The organism is Dechloromonas aromatica RCB (genome assembly GCF_000012425.1).
Genome location: NC_007298.1, coordinates 506,926 through 529,092, shown reverse-complemented (window position 1 = coordinate 529,092; position 22,167 = coordinate 506,926). Strand labels below are relative to the sequence as shown.

Annotated in this window: 11 protein-coding genes; 3 read left to right on the top strand and 8 right to left on the bottom strand. The window is 64.1% G+C overall.

The genetic code is table 11. The features are described from left to right. Positions 1-27 precede the first annotated feature (27 nt). The 7 genes from DARO_RS21495 to DARO_RS02415 all read right to left on the bottom strand — a co-directional run bounded on the left by DARO_RS21495 (position 28) and on the right by DARO_RS02415 (position 12,045). Positions 28-1,287, bottom strand: a complete 1,260-nt coding sequence (locus DARO_RS21495; RefSeq protein ID WP_198134091.1) for a GGDEF domain-containing protein — start codon at positions 1,285-1,287, stop codon at positions 28-30. 64 nt (positions 1,288-1,351) lie between these two features. Continuing rightward, positions 1,352-2,104 (bottom strand): ABC transporter substrate-binding protein, encoded by a 753-nt coding sequence (locus tag DARO_RS02440; protein WP_011286235.1) that lies wholly within the window; start codon positions 2,102-2,104, stop codon positions 1,352-1,354. An 81-nt stretch (positions 2,105-2,185) separates the two neighbouring features. Then, a complete protein-coding gene (locus tag DARO_RS02435; RefSeq protein ID WP_011286234.1) occupies positions 2,186-5,590 on the bottom strand; it encodes a UvrD-helicase domain-containing protein in 3,405 nt (1,134 codons plus the stop codon). Positions 5,591-5,593: 3 nt separating this feature from the next. Continuing rightward, positions 5,594-8,332, bottom strand: a complete 2,739-nt coding sequence (locus tag DARO_RS02430) for a PD-(D/E)XK nuclease family protein (RefSeq protein ID WP_011286233.1) — start codon at positions 8,330-8,332, stop codon at positions 5,594-5,596. Between the two features lie 27 nt (positions 8,333-8,359). Continuing rightward, positions 8,360-9,091, bottom strand: coding sequence for a helix-hairpin-helix domain-containing protein (locus DARO_RS23005; protein ID WP_083761470.1), 732 nt, complete (start codon positions 9,089-9,091; stop codon positions 8,360-8,362). A 49-nt stretch (positions 9,092-9,140) separates the two neighbouring features. Beyond that, complete coding sequence (locus tag DARO_RS02420; RefSeq protein WP_011286231.1) at positions 9,141-11,330, bottom strand: patatin-like phospholipase family protein; 2,190 nt, start codon at positions 11,328-11,330, stop codon at positions 9,141-9,143. A 61-nt stretch (positions 11,331-11,391) separates the two neighbouring features. Continuing rightward, complete coding sequence (locus DARO_RS02415; protein WP_011286230.1) at positions 11,392-12,045, bottom strand: OmpA family protein; 654 nt, start codon at positions 12,043-12,045, stop codon at positions 11,392-11,394. Between the two features lie 168 nt (positions 12,046-12,213). Between DARO_RS02415 and DARO_RS02410 the strand changes: the two genes are divergently transcribed. Genes DARO_RS02410 through DARO_RS02400 form a run of 3 tightly spaced genes read left to right on the top strand, consistent with a single transcriptional unit; the run spans position 12,214 to position 19,621 of the window. After that, on the top strand, positions 12,214-14,274 hold the full coding sequence (locus tag DARO_RS02410; RefSeq protein ID WP_011286229.1) for a site-specific recombinase: 2,061 nt from the start codon (positions 12,214-12,216) through the stop codon (positions 14,272-14,274). Positions 14,275-14,283: 9 nt separating this feature from the next. Further along, positions 14,284-15,963, top strand: coding sequence for an autotransporter assembly complex protein TamA (locus DARO_RS02405; protein WP_011286228.1), 1,680 nt, complete (start codon positions 14,284-14,286; stop codon positions 15,961-15,963). Between the two features lies 1 nt (position 15,964). Beyond that, the gene (locus tag DARO_RS02400) at positions 15,965-19,621 is read left to right on the top strand and encodes a translocation/assembly module TamB domain-containing protein (RefSeq protein ID WP_011286227.1); all 3,657 of its coding nucleotides are present in this window, start codon (positions 15,965-15,967) and stop codon (positions 19,619-19,621) included. Here DARO_RS02400 and DARO_RS02395 read toward each other — a convergent pair. Beyond that, positions 19,618-22,125: an ATP-binding protein gene (locus DARO_RS02395; protein ID WP_011286226.1), complete on the bottom strand. Its 2,508-nt coding sequence runs from the start codon at positions 22,123-22,125 to the stop codon at positions 19,618-19,620. The two genes, DARO_RS02400 and DARO_RS02395, sit on opposite strands and share 4 nt — an antisense overlap. Between the last annotated feature and the right edge of the window lie 42 nt (positions 22,126-22,167).

Here is a 22,167-nt window from a genome sequence, read left to right as displayed (position 1 = left end):
TCTTGTGCTGGATTTGTGACGACCGACTCAGGCGCCGAGCACCACCCGGTTCCGCCCGAGGCGCTTGGCCTCGTACAGGGCGTCGTCGGCATGCTTGAGGGCGATTTCGATCGGGCATTCACTGGCATCGGCCAGCCCCATGCTGACCGTCACCTTGACCGTCCGGCCATCGGGCAGGCCGATTTCGGCGTTGGCGCAACTGGCGCGCAAGCGCTCGGCCAGCGCCTCTGCCTCGGTCGGCGAAATTTCCGGGAACAGGAAAGCGAACTCTTCACCACCGTAACGACAAACCAGATCGGACTGCCGCGAGGAGTCCCGAACCAGATCGGCGAAGGCACACAACACCGCATCGCCGGCGGCATGACCATAGGTGTCGTTCAGTTTCTTGAAAAAATCGAGGTCGGCCATGGCAACCGTGACCGGCCGCCGATAGCGCTGCGCCCGCTGCAGTTCAGCCTCGGCCGACTGCATGAAGAAGCGGCGGTTCATCAGGCCGGTCAGGCCATCCTTGTTGGCCAGTTTTTCCAGGACCTGTCGTGCCTGTTCGTTCTGGATCAGCAAATCATGGTGCTCGCGAATCGCCTCTTCGACGGCCTGTATCTCGAGCATTCTCGACGTGTCGAAATCCGGCAAGGGACTGGCCGCACTCAGATTGGACAGGGCATGATCGATCCGCTGCAGGGGCTGGATCAGGTGGCGACGGACGAGGACGATGAAAGCCAGCAGGAACAGCCCAACCAGTAGCAGGGCAATGATCAACTTGTAACGTGCCAGCCGCATGGCGTCTGCCGCCACGTTCAGGTCACTGGTGGCAAGATTGATTCCCTCGATCGACACATCGTCGACCTGTATGCCAAGACGTGACGCCAGGCGCTGCCACTCTTGATAATGGATCGCCGGCCGCTGTTCGTCGCGTACCGATTGACGCACCACCTCGCCAAGAAACTGTTCCGTTTCGCGTGCCAGCTTGGCCGCCCCGGGGTGCTCCAGAACGCTGGGGTGGCTGGCGATCAGGGTCACGACAAACATCGACTGCTGGCGCGAGGCATGCGAACTGACTGCAAAAATACGCTCGCCTTCCTGGCGTAGCTGTTCAAGGTTTCTGGCCAGCCGCTGATAGCGAATGATTTCCGGCACGGTTTGTTCTTCAAGATGCGCGTTCGCATCGATCACCCGCTGCTGGTCCATGGCCAGCAGAACCACCGCCAAGCCGAAAGCCAGCACGAACAGGGCAGCCAGAAAACCGAAGGCGCGCCCGGCATGCATCCCCCTGGGCGCCTTGATCACGGACGGCAAACCAGAATGAAAGGAGGCGCAATGTAGCGCGACCAAAAACCTTGAAGAGAAGGCATCAACTCACCCGGAAAGGCAAAAAGCGGGAATTGATCCGATCATACGTCCCATTACGCTTGATGCGATCAAGCGCCGCATTGATTTCTTCTCTCAGCCCCGGACGACGCGACGAGATCCCGAACGATGCATCGCCACTCAATTCCGGCGCACGCAGAACGGTGGGGGCCAGCCCGAGCCGCCGGAATGGGTCGCTCTTCTGCAGCTGCAAGGCGCTGATCATCGGGACCAGAGCAGCCTGGGCCTCACCACCAAGCAGCACGCCGGCCAGATCGGCATTGTTACGAACCTGATGCATTTCCCAGCCCTGCCGGCGGGCGTAATCCTCCTGCGCTGAGCCATGAACCACAGCCACCCGGATACCGCTACGCCCCGGCACGACATCCGGCCGAGCCAGCCAAAGGGATAACGAGCGGTAATAGGGTTTGGCAAAAAGCAGGCGTCCACGACGCTCGGCTGTTTCAAAAACCGCTGCCGCAGCAATATCGGCCTTACCCTTGGCCACCGTGTCGAGCAAAGTGCTTTGATCGGCCACGTCAAAGGCGCAATTGGCACGAATTTCCTGACACAGGGCACGGGCAATCTCGACACTGAAGCCCGTCAGCTGCCCGGTTTCATCCCGATAGGACATCGGCGGGGAATTCTCCAGCACCACGACACGCAGTACCGGCTCCGCAGCACGCACCGCGCCTCCCAGCAGGCCGGCTGCTGGCAAGGCAAAAAACAAGAGAGAGATGGCCAAACTTCGGAGCATGCTGACCGCATAAAAATGCCGACTTGCAAGTATAGTCCATTTGAATATGACGGTGTTACTGGTCCATACCCTAGGGCGAGTTTATTCAAACAGGCTGAACTGGGCAGCGCGGGCCGAAGGCATGGCCGCTGGCAACTCGATCAGGCGCCCCTGCAACGGAAAATAGATGGCCAGGCGCAAGGGCAGCGGATCGCCAGCAAACAGGCTGGCATAGCGTTCGAGCTGCGGCCGGTAGCTTTCGGCTCTCTGCGGCAATTCCGCGTCAGGCAAGCGTACCGTCTTGTAATCAATGATCCAGCGGCAGGCATCGGCCACGAAAACACGGTCGATCACGTGATTGACCGTGAGCGAGCCATCCGTGCTGCTCCAGGCCTGCTCGGCGGCAGATTGCGGGTGATCGGTGAGCAACCAGCGCCCGGTATCGGACGCCAATGTACTGACCAGGGCGGCGACCACTTCGCCAGCACCACTTTCGGCGTCGGCCTCGCTGTGCCCTTGCGCCTGCAACCAGCGTTGGTATACCGGTTGCAAACCGGAAATCCGTTTGTCTGACCAGGCTGGCAAGCCATTTTTTGCGATCAGCTCCAGGCAGCGGTGCACCAGGGTACCGACCGAGGCCTCCAGCGACAGGGTACTTTCCGGCGTATCGAGATCGACTGGGTTATCTGCCGGACGGACGCCTTCGGCCGGCGACCGCAAGGCCGGCGGCACATGCACCTCCCGGAGGCGAACCAGCGGTGGCACGAAAGTCGCCGGGTCGATGCTGGCACGAGCGGGTTCGCCAGACTCGCCCTCAGTCAGCGCCGCCAAAAATTCGCGCTGCGCCACACCCGGCCACAACAGCTTGAGCAGCGTGCCATTGGCCGGCGACTTCAGCCCCTCCTCCTTCTTTGCATCGGCCACGGCGATGCCGAGCAGATGCAAGCGGCGGATGGCGCGGGTGGCCGCGACGTAGAGCAGTCGCTCATCTTCGTGCGCGGCCCGCTCGGCTTCGAGCTTTTTAAGGTAGTCGTAGGCGGTTGGCTCACCATTGCCGGCGCCTTTCTGCTTGATTGGCGCGACCAGCAGGTGTTCATCGCCATCGGCCCCGGCGACCTCATCCCAGAGCAGCAGGCTGCTGTCGTTGCCACCGGTTTCGCGGTGCAGGCCGGGCAGGATCACCGTATCGAATTCGAGGCCTTTGGATTTATGCACCGTCATCATCTGCACGGCATCACCCAGCGGGTCGGACGGCGCATAGAGTTCGGCGGCATGGGCAGCCAGGGTTTCGGCGCTCAGCGTACGGCTGGCGACCAGCTTGTCGACCAGCGCGAAGAAGGCTTCGACATCGTTCAGGGCTTCCGGCGCTTCCAGGCAACGTGGTCCGCCCAGCATCAGCCAGACACCTTCCAGCCAGCGCCGCGGGTGCTGGCGGTCGCGGCCGGCGAAGGCCTGGTGCAGCACGCCAAGCACATGTCTCAATCGTTGCTGGCCGTCATCGGATAGCCGGGCGAGGCGGGCCTCATCCTGCATCAGTTGCCAGATCGTCGATTTCTTGTCGTCGGCGGCCAGCGCATGCAGATCGGCCAGTTTCAGGCCACACCACGGAGCGCGCAGCAGGGCCAGCCAGTGGACGCGGTCGGCGCGGTGATGCAGGGCACGGAACAGGGTCAGCAAATCCTGCACATGCTGGCGGCCATCCAGGCCTTCGATATCGACCGCTTGGAAACGCAGTTCGGGCGCGCTGCGCCGGATCTCGCTGACCAGCGCATCGAGGTGGCTGCGGGCGCGAACCAGCACGGCGATGCGTTCGGCTGGCGCGGCGCGGCGGGCTTCCCGGATGATGGTGAGGACCCGGCGAGCCTCCTCACCGGCGGCGTCCCCCCCTTCGTGCTCGATGACCGGATGCACGACGACGCCGCTATCGGCACGCGGCGAACGGGTCGCCGCCGATTCGGCATAGCGCACCGCGCCGGCCTCCGGGCTGTCCTCGGCCGGGAAGATGCTCGGGAAGGCGGCATTGACCCAATCGACAATGCCCGGGTAGGAGCGGTTGTTGCGGAACAGCCGCAGATGGCCAAGCCGGATATCGCCGATGCCACGCTCGCGAACGCGCAGGAACAGCCCGACGTCGGCCTTGCGGAAACGGTAGATCGACTGCATCGGGTCGCCGACCACAAACAGTGTCCGGCCGTCGTCCGGCATCCAGCCACGCGTCAGTTTTTCGATCAGGCCGACCTGGCTCGGGCTGGTGTCCTGGAATTCATCGACCAGCAGATGGCGAATCCGGTAATCGAGCGCCTGCGCCAGATCGGTCGGCGCATCGTCATCGCCCAGCGCCAGCCCGGCCCGGGCGGCGATCTCGATGAAATCGACCTCGCCGGCTTCCTGGAAGGCCAGCCACAATTGACCGGCCGCCAGCCGGAGCAGGCGCGAGAAGCATTCGACGGTGGCCCACTCGGCCTCGCTCAGTTCCGGCTGCGGCAATTTGACCAGCATGGCCAGCGCCGCTTCCAGCCCATCCACGCTGCGCAGATCGCCGAGCAATTCGAGCATGGCTTTCTTCTGGTCGGCCAATTCCTTGTCAGCCGGAAAACCGATGCGCTTGTCGACCGACTTGCGTAGTGTGCCGGTGCCAGTCAGCAGCAGTCCGGCCAGCGCTTGCCAAGTTGGCAGATCGGCAATCGCCGCAGTCAGCGGCGAGCTCCAGTCGGCAATGGCATCGAGCAGGCCCGGCGCATTGGCCGCCGCAAAGCGGGCCAAGGGCATCAGCAGCGATTGCATCCGCCCGTCGAGCAAGCCGCCGACCGCGGCCAGATCGCGCTCGATCAGCGCTGCAAAGCCGGCTTCGACTTCGCGCTTCATCGCCCCGCTTTCGATGCGCGAGGCGTGGTGCAGCCACTGGTCGCGACGGCCAAGCATGGCTATCAGCAATTTTTCCAGGCGGCCGGCGTTGTTATCCATGAAAGCCAGCGCCTCGGCGATCACCTCGGCATCGTCGCTCCCGGACTCGACCATTTCCAGTGTCCGCCGCGCTGCCGTCGCGTAGTGCGCCTCGGCATCGTCGCTGACGCCCGGCTGGCTGCCGAAGCGGCTCAGGTAGGGCATCTGGCGGGCCAGACTTGCACAGAGGGAATCCAGGGTCGTGATGCGCAGCCGGCCGGGATGGCCGAGCAAACTCCAGCCGCGCTCGGCGTCATGCGCCAGCACCTGCCTGGCCAGCCCGAAGGTCAGCTGCTTGTGCGGCTGTTCCGGCAGTTTGTCGCCGGACGCCAGTTCCAGGCTGCCGAGGATGCGGTCGCGCATCTCGGTGGCTGCCTTGTTGGTAAAGGTCAGCGCCAACACCTCTTCTGGGTGCTCGACCACGGCCAGCAGGCGCAGGTAACGCTGCGTCAGCAATTCCGTCTTGCCGGCGCCGGCCGGTGCCTCGACGATGAAGGAGGCAACCTCCAGCGCCCGCTGCCGGGCAATCCTGTCTTCTTCAAGGCGATCGATGGCAAGCACCATAAATTAACGCCCAATCTCGCTGGAGGAAACCGGGAAGGTTTGGCCAAGCAAGCGGTTGGCCGCCTCGCTGCCCGAATGGGCAACGAACCCGGCCAGCAAGCGGCGCCGTTCCGGCAAGCGGAGCAAGGGCAGCACCTCGCAATACTGCAGGTCTTTTTCGTTGGCGAACACCACGCCGGCCTGCCCGGCCTTCACTTCTTTCGCCACCGCATGCAGGCGTTCCCGCCAGTGCGTGATCACGGCGATCCAGTCCGGAAATTCAGCCGGATCGAAGATTTTCTGCTTGTCGTCGCCGATGCCCTGTACGCCGGGCAGGATATCCTTTTCGTCAGCCACGCCGGCGAACCCCGGTTTGTCGAGCAGCACCTTGGCGAAAACGACGGCCGTCACCTCGTCATTGACCAGCGCGGCGTAGATTGGCAACTGCGGCTCGGTAATACGCTGTTCGGCCCAATTTTTGGTATCGATGGCGGCCCCGGTCTTGTAGTCGATGATGATCTGCCGGCCATCGGCCAGGCGGTCGATGCGGTCGACCACCATCTTGACCTTGATGCCTTCGATTTCAACTTCGGCCGGCTGTTCGCAGGCCACGACCTCGAAAGGCAAGCCACGCCTGGCTTCGACCTGCAGCCAGAGATCGAGCAGCTTGGCCAGACGCGCTGCCTCCAGTTCGCGGAAACGGGCCGGCAGCGTGGTGCGACGATCCAGTTCGAAATGCTGCAGGGCCTTGCCGACCGCTTCGCTGATGGCCTGCTCGCGTGCCGCCTCATCAAGCGCCACCAAGGCATCAAATGAAGCGATCGCCGTCCAGAAGGCTTCCAGCGCTTCATGAACCAGTGTGCCGCGCGCCGCCGGGTCCAGTCCTTCGACGGGCTCTTCCATCGCCTCACCACCCAGCCGGTACTGGTAGTAGGCCCAGGCCGGGCAAATGGCTTGAGCTCGCAACACCCAGCTGCCACCGGAAACCTTCTCGCCCTCGGCCACAGGTGGCGCCAAGGCATCATCGATCTGGTCGACCGACGAAACAGCTACGCCAGCCATTTGCCGGGCCAAGGTTTCGAGCTCGGCGTTTTTTTCGCCAGCCAATGGAATACCGGCAATCAACGGACTGGGGCGCAGCACGCGATTGCCCTCGGCCCGCGCATAGGAAAAGGTCACCACCGGCGCCGAGTGCGACAAGCGGACATGGACGCGCCGGGCAAAATCGAGCTCGACCTCGGCGCTGGCATGCGCCGCCCCGACCGCGCGCAGCATCTCGGCCGGCAGCAGCGGATTCGGACGCGGCGGTGGTGGCCACTGATCGTCGTTCATGCCCATCACCCACAGCGCATCGAAGCCCAGGCCGGCACTTTCGAGCACGCCCAGCACCTGGATCGCCGGGCGGCCGCGCGTTTCCGGCTGGAACAGACGCTGGCGGCAAAGCTGCGACAGGCGGCGCACCGCTTCGGCAAAGGCCAGCGGGCCAAGCAGCGCATCGAGCCGGCCAAAACCGTCGAGCACCTCGCCAAAGGCCTGCCGCGCCTGGAATTCATGGCTGGACAAGGGCCGGTCGCCGGGCCAGCCGGCCGCCTTCAGGCAGTTGCGGAAGACGCCGGACCATTGCCCGGGCAACAACTTGCGGGTCGCTGCGCCGGCCGTCTCGACAAAGGCTTCGAGCGCCGCGATCGTTTGCGGGCAAAGCGGCGGTTCGTTTTCGGCCAGCCGTCCGGCCAACTTGATCAGCGCAGGCAAGGTGGTGAAATAGGGCAAATCGCGACGTAACGCCGCATCGAGCCGGGCCCGGCCATCCGCCTCAGCTTCGGCAGCCGACCAACCGCCGGCCAGCAACAATCCGGACAGGCGCCCCTGCTCGACCTTGGCCCGGCCGCTGCCCAGCGCCAGCAGATCGAGTCCGACGCGGATCAGCGGCAGGTCGGCCAGCGCCCGACCGAGCGAAAAATTGAAACAGCGCGGCACTTCGGCCGCATCGGGGCGAATCAGTGCCGGATGCAGCACATCGTCGAGCAGGAATTCCAGCCGGTCGCGCACCCCGGCCAGATCGGGCGCGACAATGCCGAGCCGGCAATCGGGACGGGCCACCAGTTGCTCCCTGGCCCAGGCCACAACGGCATGGCATTCAGCCTCGACATCGGCACAGGCTAAGCGCTCCTGCGCGCTGCCTTCAACAGGAAAGTCCGGCGAACTTTCGACGATTACGCCCCGCACCGCCAGCGCTGCCATCAGATCCTGTTCGAGCGGCGTATAGCGGTCGAAACCGGCGAGGATAATCACTGACGGCAGCGCGAAATGGCCAGCCGCGATCAACTCGATCAATTGCCGCTGCAGCCCGGCAGCATCGATCCAGCCAGCGGCCCGGCAGCGCTTGTCAAAATCGGCCTGCCAACCGATGAACAGCTTCGCCTCGTCGGAGAGCTCGCCGCCCCCGGGTTTCAGTTTCCAGACGCGGCACAAGGCCTGTGCCTCAGCGGCGGAAGCCGCCATGCCCTGGATGTCGAACAGCGGCGCCGCCTCGGTCAGCGCGGCAGCGATGACCTTTTCCCAGAGCAGGCGCTCGGAAAAGGCATCGAGCGCCACCGGCAAATCGGCGATACCGCTCAACAGTGCTTCATCGGCCAAGGTCGCCAGCCACTGACCGAGCGTCAGCGCCTGCCGGGTGCGCCAGACGGCCTGCTCAGCCGGCAACTCGCCGCGCAGGGTTTGCGCCAGACGCGTGGTAGCGCAGAGAGTCAGGCTATCGCTCAAGAAAACCTCAAAGAACGCGCCTGGCGCTTAATAGGAGGCTGCCGGACCAGCTGGCGCGGCGGGTTTGGCCGGCGCCGCCGGTGCAGCTGGCTTGGTGGCGGGTGATGCCGGCTTGGCTGGAACAGCAGGCGGGCTGGCTGGCTTCATTGCGGAAGCGGGAGCAGCAGCCTTGGCCTCGTTTGCCGCCTTGCCGGGCATGGCTGGGCGGGCCGGTGCCGCCGGGGCGGTCAACTTTTCGGCGGCGACTGCCGGAACTGCTTGCGGCTTGCTGTCGACTGCCGGTTTGCCTGGCATGGCCGGTTTTGCCGGTCCTGCCGGGGTGGCTGGTTTTTCAGCTGCGACGGGGGCCGGGGCAGTCTTGCCGGGCAAGGCCGGTGCGGCGGGGCGAGCGGCTTCCTGATTCGATTTGACCATCGGGCGAGCCGGCGGTAGCGCCGCGGGTTTCGGGGTTTCCGCAAGCGGCCGTGCGGCCGGCGTTGAGGCCGTAACCGGCGCGCGGGAGGTGCCGCTGACCACGACGTCGGGACGCAGGTCCTTCAGGGTGGCCGGTCCGATGCCAGGCACATTTTGCAGTTCGTCGACCGATTTGAACGGGCCATTTTTCTTGCGGTAGTCGACAATGGCCTTGGCCTTGGTCGGGCCAATGCCCTTCAAGCCGTCGAGCTGCTCCGGCGTCGCGGTATTGATGTTGATCTGGGCAAGCGCAACGCCTGCCCATAACAGACAGGAAGCCATCAGCAACAGGAAACGTGATTTCATGTTTTCTCTCCAGAACGGTGAATTGGTCAGTATGCCACCGGTTTTTGGCTCAGGGCGTACCGACAAACAGGAAAAGGTTGGAAACCCGGCTGGTCGAGTAACCGAAGCCGACATAGGCCATCCCGAGCGGCGTTTGGCCGCCCAGATAGACGGCGGCTGAATCGAGAATGCCACTGCGATTGGTCTCGGTATAACGCTTGCCAAGCTGTACCGCCTCTAGCGCCAGGCCGAGGCGCATGTCGCCGCGCAGACCCAGCGGCAGGCTGCCGATGATCTGCTCGGTGCGCAGGCCGGCATAACGGACATCGTCGCCAATCAGCTGATTCGGGGCAAACGCCGTCATGTTCAGGAACCCGCCCAGTTGGGCCGCATCATAGACCGGCAGCTCGCCACGCGGCGAACCGGTATAGCGAAAACGGGCATTGAAGACGGTGCCGCCCAGTGAAAAGGCGCCCTGCAGGTTGGCATCGGCCCGCGAATAACCGGCTTCCGGCGAGTCGAAATAGGACAGTTGCGCCGCCCAGCCTCGGGTCGGGAAGTGCATGCGGTCGAACTGGTCGAAGTCGAGGCCGATCTTCCAGCCGCCAAAGGCCTGGTCAGCCTTGGGCAAGGACGGCACGCCGATATCCGGGTCGTAATAGCGGTGGCGCTGCAGCCAGCCCAGGCGCAGCGGACCAAGCACGCCGACGTTGACGCCCAGATAGGTGCCAAAGCCGCTTTCGGTGACCTTGTATTGGGCAATTCGCCGGTCATCCTGATAAATATTGAGCCGGCTCTGCTCGACGCCGGTCGTCGCTTCGGCAAAGAAGCGCTGCCGCGCATCCAGTGGCTGGTAGAAATTGGCGCCAAGGCGGTTGGTCGACCCCACATCGCCGGTCACAAGCAGCTCTCCCCCCAGGCGATTGAGCCAGGTCGAGTGATAGGCAGCACGCAGCCCGAAGGAAGTACCCTGGCTGTTGTCGGCCTGAAGGTTGATGCCGAAGCGCATGTAATCCGGCCCCCAGCGCTTCTCCAGCGGCATCACCCGCAGGATGTTCTTGTCGCGCTGGGTCAGCACCGTGTAATCGACGCTTTCGTACCAGCCGTCGCCATACATGCGCAGCAGGTCGTGGTTGATCGCCGAGGGACGAATGGTTTCGCCAGGCTCGACGTGCAGATGGCGCTCGATCGCGGCGGGATTGACCTTGTTCAGCCCGGTGATCTGGATTTCGTCGATCCGCGGCGAAGTCCTGCGCCGGACCTCGATTCCCTGCCACCAGGCCAGGTAAGCTGCCTCGTCGAGCGACAGCTGAGCCAGTTGGGGGCGCATCGCTTCGGCGGCCTGCCGGCCAAGGTCAGCCGCCTCGGCATGCTTGCTGAAATCGCCTGCCGTAATCGCACCCAGTTCGGGCTTGATGTAAATGTCGCCCTGACGCAGCAGGGTCAGCGAACGACTGACGTTCTGCTCGGTCAGAATGGCGATCATCTGCGCCGAAACGGTAAGCAGCGAGCCGATTGCTTCGGCCTTGAGCAGGGGCGAACCGACATTGACGGCAATGACCACATCGGCCTGGCAACGCTCGCGCACTTCGGCGATCGGCAGATTATCGACCAGGCCGCCATCGACCAGCTTGCGGCCCTGATGATCGACCGGGGCGAGCAGACCGGGCACCGACATGCTGGCACGCATGGCCTGCGTCAGGGGACCGTCGCGAAAGACAACGCGCTCGCCGGTGCCAATATCGGTCGCAATGACCGATAGCGGTAGCGGCAAGTCCTCGATATTGCGCTCGCCCTGATTGGCCCGCAGCAATTGGTTGAAGAACAGCTTGATCTTCTGACCGGTGACGACGCCGGGCTGGTACTTGACTCCGTCGGCCATGACGCCGCTTTCCGAGCCGGGCAGGAAACGCCGGGCCATCTGCTTGTTGCGATGACTCAGTTCGGCGTATTCCGGATCATCGATGAACATGTCGCCCCAGTCCGCCGCCGCCAGGTTCTGGCGCATCGTCGCCGGTGACATGCCGGCGGCCCAGGTACCGGCCACCAGTGCCCCCATGCTGGTACCGGCAACGCAATCGACCGGAACGTGCAATTTCTCCAGCACTTCCAGAACGCCGATATGCGCCGCACCGCGCGCCCCGCCACCACCAAGAACAAGGCCAATACGTGGCCGTGCGGCATCGGCGGCGACCACAGCGGTCGACGCCGAGACAAGGACTGCAATCAGCAGGCGGGACAAAGGGCGGAGGAGCGACATGATTTTTCCAAACGTAAAAAAGCCCTGCCGAGGCAGGGCTTTTCGGTGAAGCGACGGCCGATTACTTGGTGCCGATGACTTCGATGTCGACGCGACGATCCGGCTGCAGGCAGTCGATCAGGGCCTTGGTCTTGGCATTGCCCTTGCACTTGTCGCCGGTGACCGGCTGCTTCTCGCCCTTGCCTTCGGTGTAAACACGGTTGGCTTCGATGCCCTTGGCAACCAGGTATTCCTTGACCGCGGCAGCGCGCTTCTCGGACAGCTTCTGGTTGTAGGAATCGGAACCGATGCGGTCGGTGTGGCCAACGGCCAGGATCACTTCAAGCTTGATGGCCTTGGCCTTGGAGACCAGCTCGTCGAGCTTGGCTTTACCAGCCGGACGCAGGACAGCCTTGTTGAAGTCGAACAGGGCGTCAGCAGCGACGGTGATCTTTTCACCGGACGGCTTCACGCCAGCAGCAGCGGCACCGGCCGGGGCTGCTGCGGGGGCAGCGCCGCAAGCGGAAGCCGGCAGCAGGTCCTTGTCGCACTCGCAACCGGCCTTGTCGGCAGCGGCAGCGGCCGGGGTCCAGTAGCCATCGCGCCAGCACAGACCGAAGCCGCTCTTGGCGACGACGTCACGCTGGTCGATCAGGTAAACGCGCTCTTGCGCAACAGCAGAGAAGCCGATGCCAGCCAGCAGGGCCAGAACCAGAGATTTCTTGACGATATTCATTTTTCAGCAGTCCCGGTAATTAATTAGGATGGATGTACTAATTCAAACGTTTCCCATTCTATTACGAATAGTCACACTTCAACCACTTGTCACGTACATCGCAAGGACTTTATCTCAAGTAACATGCCTAGTCCGGCGACATAATCGTCTCACCATGGCACCGACAAAATGATCAAAAAACTGCGCGCCTGCCTCTACTGGTTTCTCGGTAAAACCGCCCCCCTCGGCAACCCGATTGCCAATGCGCTTGAGCGCTTCCGCGATGCCGAGGCCGATACGCTGGAGCTGACCCGGCAGCTCGTTGCCGTCCTGCGCCCGCAGAATCGGCGCGACCACGCCGCACCGGAACGCTATCTGGCCATGCTCGAGCAGCTGGAATCCGATGCCAGCCTGCGTGCGGCATTTCGCGGGCATATCGTGCATTTCATCGCCACCCGCCGGCTGGTCACCTTTTTCACCGAGAGCGGCATCCTGCCAGGCACCGGCTTCTTTTCGGAATGGTGGCGCATCCTGGGTAGCCGCCTGCTGCCTGAGGTTCCCGATGAAAGGCGGCTCAAGGACTGCCTGCACGTCATTTACGACCGGGCCAGCGACTGGCGCTGGCTGGAAGACATCCCGGCCGAGGCCTCGCAACGCTTCTGGGAACTGATCGCGCCGGCTGAGGAATTACGCACCATCGACTGGCGCAGCATTCAGGAGCAGATGCTTGACGGCATGCTGCTGCTCGCCCACCGGGTCAGCGGTCTGGGCGTGGAAAGCGAGCTGATGCGCGCTTCGCCCAATTTCGACGACGACACGCCACGTTTCGTCGCCCTGTCGGCCGAGGCGCTTGATTTCGTCAATGCCTTCCGCGCCGCGCTGAACGATCCCGAACAAACCCCGGATGACGGCAGCCAGTTGCTGGTCATCGCCGACCAGTGCCAGGACACCCTGCAGCGGATACGCAAGCGGGCACTGACGATCGGCACCAGTCTGCATCTATCCTATCTGCTGACCCGCAGCGAACAAAGTCTCGAACGCCTGCGCGATCTCGCCGCCATTCTGACGGCCGGCGAGCAATCGACCGCCCGGGGCGAAGCCATCCAGGCCTGGGTCGAATTTGCCCATGCCGCTTTCCTGGCCGAAAACCGCCGCAACAGCCTGCGCTTCTACATCGGCCAGCTGTCGCATTTGCTCGCCGTGCGCGTCACCGAAAATGCCGCCCGCTCCGGCGAACACTACATCTGCGACACGCCGGCCGACTATGGCCGGATGTGGCGTTCGGCCGCCGGCGCCGGGGTGCTGATCAGCCTGATGGCGCTGCTCAAGATCAAGGCGGCGGCACTGCATGCGCCGCTGTTCGGCGAGGCCTTCATGTTCAGCATGATCTACGGCCTGGGTTTCGTCATCATCTTCCTGCTCGGCATGACGGTGGCGACCAAGCAGCCGGCGATGACCGCACAGACGCTGGCCAGCCTGATCGGCGACCTGAAATTGAACCGTAGCGCCGACCTCGAGCGCCTGGTCGACGTGATCGCTGCCGTCAGCCGCAGCCAGCTGGCGGCCATCGCTGGCAATGTCATGGTCGCCCTGCCGGTGGCCATTGCCGTCGGGCTCGGCCTCGGTTTTCTGGCGGATGTACCTCCGATCACCGTCGACAAGGGGGCCCACCTGCTGGCCGATCTCGATCCGCTGAGCTGGGCGCTGCCGCATGCCGCCATTGCCGGCTTCTATCTGTTCCTGTCCGGACTGATCACCGGCTATTTCGACAACCGTGCCGCCTATGCCGACATTGGCCCGCGTCTGGCTCGCCTGCGCTGGCTACGGGCATTTTTTGGTCAGGAACGGGCGGGCCGCATCGGCAATTACATCCAGGAACGGCTCGGCGGCATCATGGGGAATTTCCTGTTCGGCTGCATGCTCGGCTCGACCGGTGTGATTGGCACCATCCTCGGCCTGCCGCTCGATATCCGGCACATCGCCTTTGCCTCGGCCAACCTCGGCTACGCGCTGACCGGCTTCCAGTTCGAACTGCCGCTCAAGGCCGTTGCCTGGGCCGCCTTCGGCATCGCCGCCATCGGCTTTACCAATCTGGCGGTCAGTTTCACGCTGGCCCTGCGCACCGCCATGCGCGCCCGCGGCATCAGGTTCGAGCATGGCGGGCCCTTGCTCAAGGCCATCTGGGTCCGACTTCGCCTCCAACCGCGCAGTTTCCTGCTGCCACCACGCCAAGCCAGCGTCGACGCGTAAAATGACGGCGTGATCGCCCGCCGCCTGCCTCTCCTGTTGCTGCTCTGCCTGGCCCAACCCGTGGTTGCGGGTGAACTTGATCTGCAGGCCCCCGATAACATCACCAAGCTGCTCGCGCCCTATCTGCCCGACGAGGCGGGCAGCCCGGGCAAACTGCAAGGCTTGCTCAGCGAAATCCTCGCCACCGAGGGCTATTTCTCGCCGGTCTTCGAATTTGCCGAAAAGGGCGACGGGCTCAAGCTAACACTCGACCCCGGCCTGCGAACCACGATCAACAGTCTCGATCTGCTGATCGATGGCCCGGTCGAGGCCGGCACCCGGAAAGCACTGATCGACGACTGGGCCTTGCCGGTTGGCCAGCCCTTTCGCCAGGAGGGCTGGAACACGGCCAAGCAGCAGATCCTCTCCCGCCTGCTCGCCGTCGAACACGCCGATGCCCGATTGCTCGACAGCGAGGCGAGCATCGACACCGAAGCCCACCGAGCCGACCTGCGCGCCCACTACGATGCCGGCCCACGCTACCGTTTCGGCCCGCTGCACGTCGAGGGGCTGCAAAATTATTCGCCCGAACTGATCGAGCGCTACAACCGTAGCGTGCAGCCCGGCCAGCCCTATCGCGAGGACAAGCTGAACGCCCTGCAGACGACGCTGCAATCAACGCCCTACTTTGCCTCGGTGCAGACCATGCTCGACCGGGACGCCGTTGAGGTGCATGACGACGGCACGGCGACCGCCCCCATCCTGGTTCGCGTTCGCGAACGTTCGCCGCACCGCGTTTCCTTCGGCGCCGGCGCCAGTTCCAATACCGGGGCCCGGGTCGAATTCAATTACCACACGCCCAATCTGTTCGCTCAGGCCTGGGAACTGGACAGCGGCCTGCGGCTGGAACAGAAGCGGCAGACCGCCTATGCCGACGTTTTTCTGCCGCCGGACGAGCGCAACCGCCGGCACAGCGTCGGCGTGATGGCCGAAGCGACCGACATCCAGAACCTGAAGACCGAGCGTTATGCCTTTGGCGCCCAAACCATCCAGCAGCGCGGCAGCGTCGAACAACGCCTGTCGCTCAACTGGCAGAACGAAAAACGCGACCCGGACGGGGCATCGCCGGTGACCAGCCGAGCGCTGGTACCCAACGGCACGTGGACCTGGCGTCATGTCGACAGTCTGATCGAACCGCGGAACGGGACCGTGCTCCAGGGGCAGATCGGCGGCGGTTCGAAAGCCGCCCTTTCCGACCAGAATTTCATCCGTTTCCATGCCCGCTTCCAGCATTACATCCCGCTCGGTCGTGTCGATACGCTGACCCTACGCGGGGAAATCGGCTACACGCTGGCCGATTCGCGGCAACGCATCCCGCAGGACTACCTGTTCCGCACCGGGGGTGCCAGCTCGGTGCGTGGCTACGCCTACCAGAGCCTGGGCATCAAGGAAGGCAACGCGACGGTTGGTGGCCGCTACCTCGGTATCGCCAGCGCCGAAGTGACGCACTGGCTGGACGAGGCCTGGGGCATTGCCGCGTTTGTCGATGCCGGCGATGCGGTCGATTCGCTGCAGGATATCCGTCTGGCGGTCGGCTACGGCCTCGGCGCCCGCTGGCGCAGCCCGGCCGGGCCGATCGGCGTCGACCTGGCCTATGGCGAACGAACCCGCCAGGTCCAACTGCATTTCTCGCTGGCCATTCCGTTCTGACATGCTACGCCGTAAGCTCCTCCTCGCCAGTACCGTCATCCTGATCGCTTCCGCCACCTGGTTGACGACCAGCGAAAGCGGCCTGCAAGCGACCACACGGCTGGCCTCCAGCCTGACCGGTGGGCAGTTGCAGATCGAACAAGCCAGCGGCCGGCTGAGCGGACCGCTGGACCTTGGCCGCCTGCACTGGCAGAGCACTGGTCTCGACATCGAAGCGACGCAAATTCATCTCGACTGGTCGCCCTCCGCCTTGCTGCACGGTACGCTGCAGATCGCCGAACTTACCGTCGGCCACCTGCACATCGCCAACCAGCCAAGCGCCAGCCCAAGCATCGCCCCGACTGATCTGCGCCTGCCGCTGGCCATCGAGGTACAAAAACTGGCCATTGCCACGCTGTCCTACGGCGAGGCCTTCACGGCCACCGATCTCGCCGCCCGCCTGAGCAGCGATGGCCGCCAGCACCGCCTCGAGGACTTTCATGCCCAGACCGCCGGCATCACGGCCAGCGCTCGCGCCACGCTGGATGGCGCCGCCCCGTTCCGGCTCGAGGCAAGCGCCGAGATCGCCGGCCGGCTCGATGAACGCGCCCTGGCCATGAGCGCCACGGCAGACGGCCAACTCGAACGGATCAGCCTTTCCGCCGTCGCCAGCCAGGGCATTGCCGGCCACGCCGAGGTAGTGCTCACCCCCTTTGCCAACGCCGCTTTTGCCAGCGCCCGCATCCTGCTCGAAGACATCGACCCGGCCATCTGGCTGGCCGGCGCGCTACAAGCGCGGCTCAGCATCACGGCCGATGTCCAGCCGGAGGGCGACGGCATCGTCGGCAGCTTCGGCCTGACCAACCACCAGCCCGGCCCGCTCGACCGCCAGCGCCTGCCGTTGAACACCCTGGCCGGCACGCTGGACTGGCAGGGCAACACGGCGCGCTTCGCCAGCCTGCATGCCGCCCTGCCCGGCGATGGCGATCTCGATGGCAGCGGCGAATGGCAGGATGGCGCGCTGAAACTGGCCTTGACTGCCAGCCGGCTGGATGCCTCCCGGATCGCCTCGATACTGCGCCCGACCCGACTGAACGGGCCGCTGGCCACGACCCTGGGTGCCAAGCGCCAGGATTTGAAAATGGCGCTGAAAGACAAGACCTTCAGCCTGCTCGTCGAAGCCAGTCACGCCGATGGCCGGGTCGAGCTGCCCCAACTGCAACTGGCCGCCGGCGATGCCCGCCTGAATGCTCATGGCGAACTCGATCTGAAAAAACCGCGCCGCTTTGCCGCCGAAGGTGAGCTGCTGCGCTTCGACCCCAGCCGTTTCGCCCGCTTGCCAAGCGCCCAGATCAACGCCAGCTTCAAGGCCGGCGGACAACTGGCAGCGCAGCCGACGATCGATGGCAGCTTCACGCTGAAGGACAGCCGGCTGGCCGGCCAGCCCCTGTCCGGGCAAGGCCAGATCCGGGTTGCCTGGCCGCGGATTCCGCAGGCCGACATCCAGCTCGCCTCCGGCGTCAACCGGCTGACCGCCCACGGCGCCTACGGTCAGCCCGGCGACCTGCTGAGCATACAGATCGAGGCCCCGCAACTCGCCCCCTACGGTCTGGAAGGCGGCCTCAGCAGCCGCTTCGAGCTGACTGGCGGGGCCCAAAATCCCAGACTGGCCGGCACACTGAATGCCGCCCGGCTCGGTCTGCCCGGCGTCATCCGTCTCAACGAGCTGAGTCTGAAGAGCGAGGCCGGCAGCGAAGCCAGCTCGCCACTGATCCTCGACATCAACATCGCCAGCATCGACATGCCGGACCAGCCCAGCCTGCTCAAGCTCATCCGCTTTCAGGGCAACGGCACGAACCAGTCGCACCAGCTGAATGCCAGCGCCGAAGTGGCTGGCAAAAATCGACTGACGCTCGCCGCCGAGGGCGCGCTGGGCAGTGACTACAGCGCTTGGCAAGGCAAGCTGCTGGAGGCTCGCCTGAACAGCACCGACCAGGCCCGCAATTTCCGCCTCGACGCCCCCGCCCCCATCAAGCTCGCGGCGACCGGCTGGAGCATCGGCCCGATCCGCCTGGCCGGCGACCCGCTCGACTGGCAAGCCACTTTGCAGGCCAGCGCCGATGCCCGACAACTCCACACCAGCCTCAATGCCCGCGGCAGCCGGATCGGGCAAGTCGATGGCGAGCTGAGCGCAGCCATGCGCGGGGCCTGGTCGCTCGACCGGCAAGCCCGCTGGCAAGGCCGCCTGAAGAGCGACATTGCCGATCTTGGCTGGCTGGCCGAGCTGATCGGCGAAGGCTGGCAGAGCGAGGGGCGCCTGGCTGGCGAACTGCAACTGGCCGGAACGCCGGCCGCCCCGCTGAGCAGCGGCCGCTTCCGGGGCGAAAAACTGGCCCTGCGCCTGCCTGGGCAAGGCCTCAACCTGGCCAACGGCGAGCTCGATGTCGACTTGCGCGCCAACCTGCTGCGCATCAACCGGCTTGGTTTCGACAGCCTGCTCCAGGCGCTACCCCGTCCGCTGCGCCTTGAAGTGCGCGACGATCTGGCCGGGCTGACCCAAAAACCCGGGCGCCTCGAAGTCACCGGCGAAATGCGGATCGATCAGGGCCAGGCCCAGGACAAAGCCTTCCTCGATATCCACCTCGACCGGCTCGGTGCCTACCAGTTGCCGGATCAATGGGTGGCCGTCTCCGGCGACGGCCGGCTGACCTGGCAGGATGGCACCCTGGGCGCCCAGGGCAAGCTGGCCGTCGATGCCGGTTACTGGCAACTGGCGCCCAGCGGCATGCCCCGCCTGTCCGACGACGTGATCGTCAAGCGCCCCGGCAAAGACAAGGCAGCTGCCACGCTGCGTCCCAAGCTCAATCTTGATATCACCACCGACCTCGGCCGCAATTTCCGCTTCAACGGCGCCGGCCTGTCCAGCCGTCTGGGTGGCGAAATCCGGATCACCGCCCGTGGCCGCGACCTGCCGCGGGCGAGCGGCACGATCCGCACCCGCGACGGCCGCTTCGATGCCTATGGCCAGAAACTGGAGATCGAGCGCGGCATGCTGAACTTCAACGGTCTGCTCGACAACCCGGGGCTGGATGTCCGGGCCGTGCGCAAGGGCCTGGCGGTCGAGCCCGGCGTGCAGATCAGCGGCACGGCGCAGAAGCCGGTGGTCAAGCTGGTGTCCGACCCGGAGCTGCCGGATGCCGAAAAACTCGCCTGGCTGGTCCTCGGCCACGGCCCGGAACAGATGGGGGCGGGCGATGCAACACTGCTCTTTTCCGCCGCCGGCGGCTTGCTCGGCAACGACTCCGGGAACGTCATCCAGCAACTGAAGAAAACTTTTGGCTTCGACGAATTCGGCGTGCGCCAGGGCAATCTGGGCGACACCGGGGGGCGGCAGCAGATCAGCCGGGTGGCCGGTGGCAACAGTGTCGATACGACGAGCACGACCGGCCAGCAGATTCTCAGCGTCGGCAAGCGCCTGTCATCCAATGCCCTGCTCTCCTACGAGCAGACGCTGGGCCGGGCCGAAGGCATCGTCAAGCTGACCGTCAACCTGACCCGCCAGATCGCCGTGATCGGCCGCGCTGGCAGCGACAATGCGCTGGATGTGTTCTACACACTGACTTTCGGGCGGGATACCGCGGCCGACAAAGCCCGCCCGCCAGCGGGACAAAAGCCCTAGCGCCCAGGGCGCTCGCTGCCCAGCCATTTGCCAAGCAGTTGCTGCAACTGATCATGATTGATCGGCTTGGCCAGAAAATCGTCCATGCCGGCCGCGATGCAATGCTCATAATCCTCGGCGAATGCCCCGGCCGTCAGCGCCACGATGACCAAGCGCGGCTGGTTGTTGGCTTGTTCCCAGGCGCGGATTTTTCGCGTCGCTTCAAGACCATCCATGAGCGGCATCTGGACATCCATCAGGATCAGGTCCGGGCGCTCCGCAGCGGTGGCCGCCTGCGTCGCCTCAAGGCCATTCTCCGCCGCATTGGCCTCGATACCCAGCTTGCGCAACATGGCCTGGGCGACCCTGAGGTTCACCATATTGTCGTCCACCACCAGGATCCGCCTCGGCGATTCGCTCGCAGCCCTCGGCCGCGAATCGCCGACAGACGCTCGTTCAGCTTCACGACACTCCGCACCGGCGGCAATCAATTCTGCCCTGATGCGGAACCAGAATCGAGCCCCCTGTCCGGACTCGCTCTCGACGCCGACCTCGCCCCCCATCATTTCGGCAAGGCGACGGACGATCGACAAACCAAGACCCGTTCCGCCATATTCCCTGGTCGTCGAACTGTCCGCCTGGGAAAAAGGCTTGAACAGCAGGGACTGTTTATCCACGGGAATACCGATGCCGCTGTCACTGACCGAAAACTCCAGAAGTGCCGTTCCTCGGTCACGGTTGATTTCGCGGGCATCAACCCGGACAAACCCCTGCGTGGTGAACTTGACCGCATTGCTGACCAGATTGGCCAGCATCTGGCGCAGGCGGGTCGAATCGGCCCGATAGCGAGCCCCTCCTGTCCCTTGGCAATCGGTGTCGATCACGATGCCTTTCTCGCGCACCGCGCCGGTGAACAGCGTCACGGTTTCCCGAACGAGCTGGGCAGGATCGAAGGCGACAGCGGAAAACTCAAGCTTGCCCGCCTCGATCTTGGAAAAATCGAGAATATCGTTGAGCAAGGTCAGCAAGGTCTGGCCGGAATTGAGTATGGTCCGGGCGTATTCATTGCCCTCTTCTTTCGACAAGTCCGGCAACAGCAGCAGTTGTGCCATGCCCAGGATGCCGTTCATCGGAGTCCGTATTTCATGCGACATCATCGCCAGGAAGTTGCTCTTGGCCGCATTGGCGGCCTCGGCGGCCTCCTTGGCGGCATAGACGGCTGTAATGTCGATACGGAAGCCGACGATGAAACCTTCCGGTGTCTTGTGCTCGCGAATTCTCAGCCAGCGGCCATCGTCCAGCGCCTGGATCAGATCGCTATTCCCACTGCGATGTACCGCCAGACGCTCGGCCACCCACGCATCGATCCGGCCGATCGCTTCCGGGTACTGGCCGCGCTCGGCGCCGGCACGAATGATTTCCTCGAACGTTTTCCCGGGGACCAGCAAGTCCGCCGAGGTCGGGTAATAAGCGCGATACTGCTCGTTGCAATAGGCCAGTCGGTCGTTTTGGTCATAGATGACGAAAGCCTCACCGATCGTATCGACCGCCGAGCGCAGCATGGCCTGGCTGTCCTGCAGGCGCTTTTCCATGTCGGCCCGCAAGGAAAGGGCTCGAAAGAGCAGCAGCAGCAAAATCACGATCGCCAGGCTGATCGCGCTTGCCGCAGAAACAATCACCACGCGATGGGCGCGGTAGGGCGCCAGAACGCGGTCGACGGAATGACCGACGACAAAGCTGAGCCCATATTCCGGCAAGCGGTAAAAACCATAAATCCGCTTGACCCCGTCCAGTTGCGCCTGGCGGCTGAAGCTTCCGGAAACCGGTGCCTGGGCTTGCAGATACGGCGTTCCGGAAATCCGCTTGCCCATGGCCATATCGTTATCCGGCTGGCGCGCCATGATGTCGCCGCTGTCGGTGACAATGATTATCACGGCATCGGGCGCCAGCTTTTCCCGGAATGACGCAAAGTTGTCCGGGCTGACAGAAACGACCAGAACTCCCTTGAAACCATCCTTGGTGATGATTGGCCGGGTGAACTGGATCGACCATTTTCCGGACACCTTGCCCTTCAGCGGCTTGCTGATGAACAAGCGATCGCGGCCATCCAGATGAACCCGAAAATGTTCGCGCTGGCTGAGATCGAGACGTTCCTTTGGCGCGCCGAGATTGGAATAGGCCAGCCAGCCGTGCTCATCGATCACCGCCACCTGAAAGGCAATATCCGCCATGTAGTCCTGGCGATGCTGAACAGCGGCGGCAAAACTGGCGGGGTCGCCATCCCAGCGGGTCCGTAGATCAAGCAGGATTTCGTTGAGCCGTTTGATCAGGGACAGGGTGTTCTCGGCATAAGCCTGGGCCTGGAACTCGGTCGAGTGCTCGACTTCGTGCAGATCGCCCATCTGACGGCGATCCAGTTCATAAAAGGTCACTAGCCAGATAAATGCCAGACAGCCGATCAGCGCCAGCCAGAATCTGGCCCTGAGGGAGAGTTGTCCGTAAATTGCGGGGGGTGATTCAGCCACCGTGAGTCCTGTCTGGTCATCGCTTCAGTCTGGCAAGCCAAT